At 56.3% G+C, this 3,484-nt stretch carries 3 protein-coding genes; all 3 read right to left on the bottom strand.

Going from position 1 to position 3,484, the window contains the following annotated elements:
- The coding region (gene dnaG / locus SMC5_RS05825) for a DNA primase (RefSeq protein WP_119119966.1) at positions 1-1,163 on the bottom strand (1,163 nt) is incomplete at its 3' end.
- Between the two features lie 82 nt (positions 1,164-1,245).
- Positions 1,246-2,352, bottom strand: a complete 1,107-nt coding sequence (locus SMC5_RS05820; RefSeq protein WP_119119965.1) for a deoxyguanosinetriphosphate triphosphohydrolase — start codon at positions 2,350-2,352, stop codon at positions 1,246-1,248.
- A gap of 16 nt (positions 2,353-2,368) precedes the next feature.
- On the bottom strand, positions 2,369-3,484 hold a 1,116-nt coding region (locus SMC5_RS05815; RefSeq protein WP_119119964.1), incomplete at its 5' end, for a putative PEP-binding protein.

Raw genomic sequence — 3,484 nt, 5'->3', positions numbered from 1 at the left:
TCCATCATTTCTTGCACAAATGCCCTTCGATCGTTGACTAAGTTCATGTCCCTGCCTACGATGGCAGCATCGAGCAGGAAATCGCCCACGGATGTTGCCTGGTCCAAGGCGACCTGGTACTTGGCCTTTCCCTCAGGTTCGCGCAGCAGCTCATCTGGGTCCTTTGCCCCCTCGACCCTGACCACGGCTACGTCCAGCCCGGTTCGGTCGGCTATCGAGAGTGCAAGACGAGCAGCGCGCTGGCCGGCTTCGTCACTGTCGAAATTGAGCAGAACGCGAGAGGCGCTCCGTCTCAGCAGGGTACCCTGTTCCTCTGTGAATGCCGTGCCAAGCGAGGCAACGACATTGGTGAAACCTGCGGCGTGGAGAGCGATAGCATCCATGTATCCCTCGACGACGATAGCCGTCCCGGTTTCACGTATGGACGGCTCAGCCAGAGGGAGTGCGTAAAGCGTCCTTCTCTTGGCAAACAGCGGAGTCTCGGGGCTGTTCGTGTACTTGGGCATCGACCCGTCGATGGCTCGTCCACCAAATGCGATGATATTGCCGATGCTGTCCCAGATTGGAAACATCAGTCGATGGGCAAATGGCGAGAACGAGTGCCCTTCATGCCGTTGCACGATGCCGGTGCGTGCGAGGCTATCCTCATCGATCCCGTGTTCCGCACACCACTTGACGAGACTGTCCGTGTTGCGAGGACAGTAGCCAAGAGAGAAGTGCTTCACTGTCTCAGAACTGAGTCCGCGATTTCTGACATACTCCTGGCACTCACCTGCTTGACTGCTTTGCAACGCAGCAGCAAATGCGGTCGCGACGAGCTTAAGCGTTTGCAGGAGTTCCTGACGCTCCCTCGACGCCGCTGTGGACATATGCCATGGCGGCAGCTCGACATGGAATTCCTTGGACACGATCTCGATTGCTTCTGGAAGCGACACGTTGTGCACCTTGCGCACAAACGTCAGCATGTCTCCGGATGCCTTGCAGCCAAAGCAGTAGAACATGTTCTTGTCGGGGCTGACCGTGAATGACGGCGTTTTTTCATGATGAAAAGGACAGAGGCCCACATAATTGCGACCCTGTTTGCGCAGTTTGACATAATGGCCAATGACGTCAAGGATGCCAATCTTGGTACTTATGTCGGCGATGTACTCTTTGTATTCCATACCACCTAGGTATACGAGAGAAGAGGCCGGAATCGTTCCCGGCCTTCTCACGTACATACCACAATCGGTTTTCTAAGCCTGGCTAGACGTAGATGTGCGGCATCACCAGGTCTGTTGCTACCTTAAGCGCCATACGGTCTGTCATCGAGGCAATATAGTCCGTCACGATCTGTGCCGTGCCCTGGAGGTCTCCGCGGAACATGGAAACCGGATCATTTGACTCACAGGTCATGGGGTGCTCTCGCAGATAAGGGTCCATACGCCTGACATCTTCCATGCAGAAGTCGAAAATGCGAGACAGCAGGTCACGTGCTTTCCCTTCCTCGCGTTTTGGTTCCGAGTGCATGTATACCCTGTCTTTCAGGAACAGCATCAGGCCGTCCATGGCCTCCTGTATGGGTCGGCTCATGACGATTTCGCCCGCGATGGAGCTGGACCGGATGATGTCCAGCACCATCGTATCGAGGCGTTGCGAATAGAAACTACCCAGCGCCTCCGTGGTCACCGTCGGAACGTCGGTTGCATCGATGATTCCGGTGTGTATGGCATCATCGAGGTCGTGGTTGACATAGGCGACCCTGTCGCAGAGTCGCACGATCTGTCCCTCCAGAGTCTGTGGACTCCGCATGTCCTCCAGCTTACTCATTTCTTCAAGTCCCTTGCTGTGAGAGGCAATACCGTTGCGGGTCTCATAGGTGAGATTGAGTCCAAAAAGTACATCACCGTGTCCACGCTCACGGCGCTCCAGGGTGTCGACCACGCGAAGGCTCTGTAGTGCGTGCTCGAACCCCAGACTGGGGTCAATACTCTTCAACTTTGCGTCAAGAACGGCTTCTCCAGTGTGTCCGAATGGCGCATGGCCAAGGTCGTGTCCCAGTGCAATCGCTTCTACGAGGTCCTCGTTGAGACCGAGAGCGTCACACACTGAGCGTGACAGCTGTGCGACCTCGAGGGTATGAGTGAGTCTTGTACGTATCTCGTCGTCCTTGGGCGCCATGAACACCTGTGTCTTGTACTGGAGCCTGCGGAATGCCCTCGAGTGAATGATACGGTCACGGTCTTTCTGGAATGGGGACCGGATGCCATCATCGCCTTCGGGCAAGACTCGTCCCTTGCTGGCAATGCCAAAGGCTGCCCTCTGAGAGAGCAGCCTTCCTTCCCTATCTCTGTAGTTCGTGATAGGTAGCATATATGAGAATTCTGGGCTAGCTGGTAGCCGGCCTGTTCTTGATGACAGCCTGCGCAGCTGCAAGGCGCGCAATGGGGACTCGCGGTGCCGAGCAGGAGACGTAGTCGAGACCAGACAGATGGCAGAACTCAATGGAATCGGGGTCGCCGCCGTGTTCTCCACAGATGCCGATTTCAATCTTGGGGTTCGTCTGGCGACCAAGAACTACAGCGATGCGCACAAGCTTGCCCACGCCCTTCTGATCAATGCTCTGGAAAGGATCAACGTTCAGGATCTTGGCATCAAGGTAGGCGGGCAGGAAGGTTCCAGCAGCATCATCACGGCTGTAGGCAAAGGTTGTCTGTGTGAGGTCATTGGTCCCGAAGCTGAAAAACTCGGCGTACTCGGCGATCTCGTCTGCAGTCAGGCAGGCGCGGGGGACTTCGACCATGGTGCCGATCTTCACAGCAACCTTGATGCCCTCGCGCTCGAACACTTTGTCGAGCTCTTCCTGAACCAGCGGCTTGAGTACCTTGATCTCATTGACGTGGCCGACAAGGGGGAGCATGATCTCGGGCATCGGGTGCAATCCTCGCTTGACCAGTGTGACAGTTGCCTCGGCGATTGCACGGACCTGCAGCTGGTAGATGTCGGGATACAGGATTCCAACGCGGCAGCCGCGGAACCCAATCATCGGGTTGAACTCCTTCAGCTCGTTGTACCGCTTAATGACCTTTTGCAGATAGGTGATGCGCGCTTCGTCGTGAGCCGTTTCTGCCTCGGCCATTTCTTCAGTGAGTCGGTCTATCTGGGGCAGGAACTCATGGAGAGGCGGATCGAGCAGACGGATGATAACGGGGAAACCATCCATAGCCTCAAGGATCTTCTCAAAGTCGTCGCGTTGCATGGGAAGCAGTTTCTCCAGGGCCGGGGTACGCTCTTCGAGCGAAGCCGCGATGACCATCTCTTGCATGAGGGGCAGACGCTCGGGGTCGTTGAACATACGCTCCGTGCGACATAAGCCAATGCCCTCTGCACCAAAAGCGCGTGCCTTGTGGGCATTTGCAGGTGTGTCTGCATTGGCACGCACCCCGAGACGACGAATGCCGTCTGCATAGCCAAGCAAGGTTGCAAGTTCGGCCGTCTGCTCGGC

This window comes from Candidatus Cryosericum odellii (genome assembly GCF_003570935.1).
In the GTDB taxonomy this organism is placed as follows: Bacteria; Caldisericota; Caldisericia; order Cryosericales; family Cryosericaceae; genus Cryosericum; species Cryosericum odellii.
Note: the sequence above shows the minus strand (reverse complement) of the source record. Positions and strands in the feature narration are given on the sequence as shown.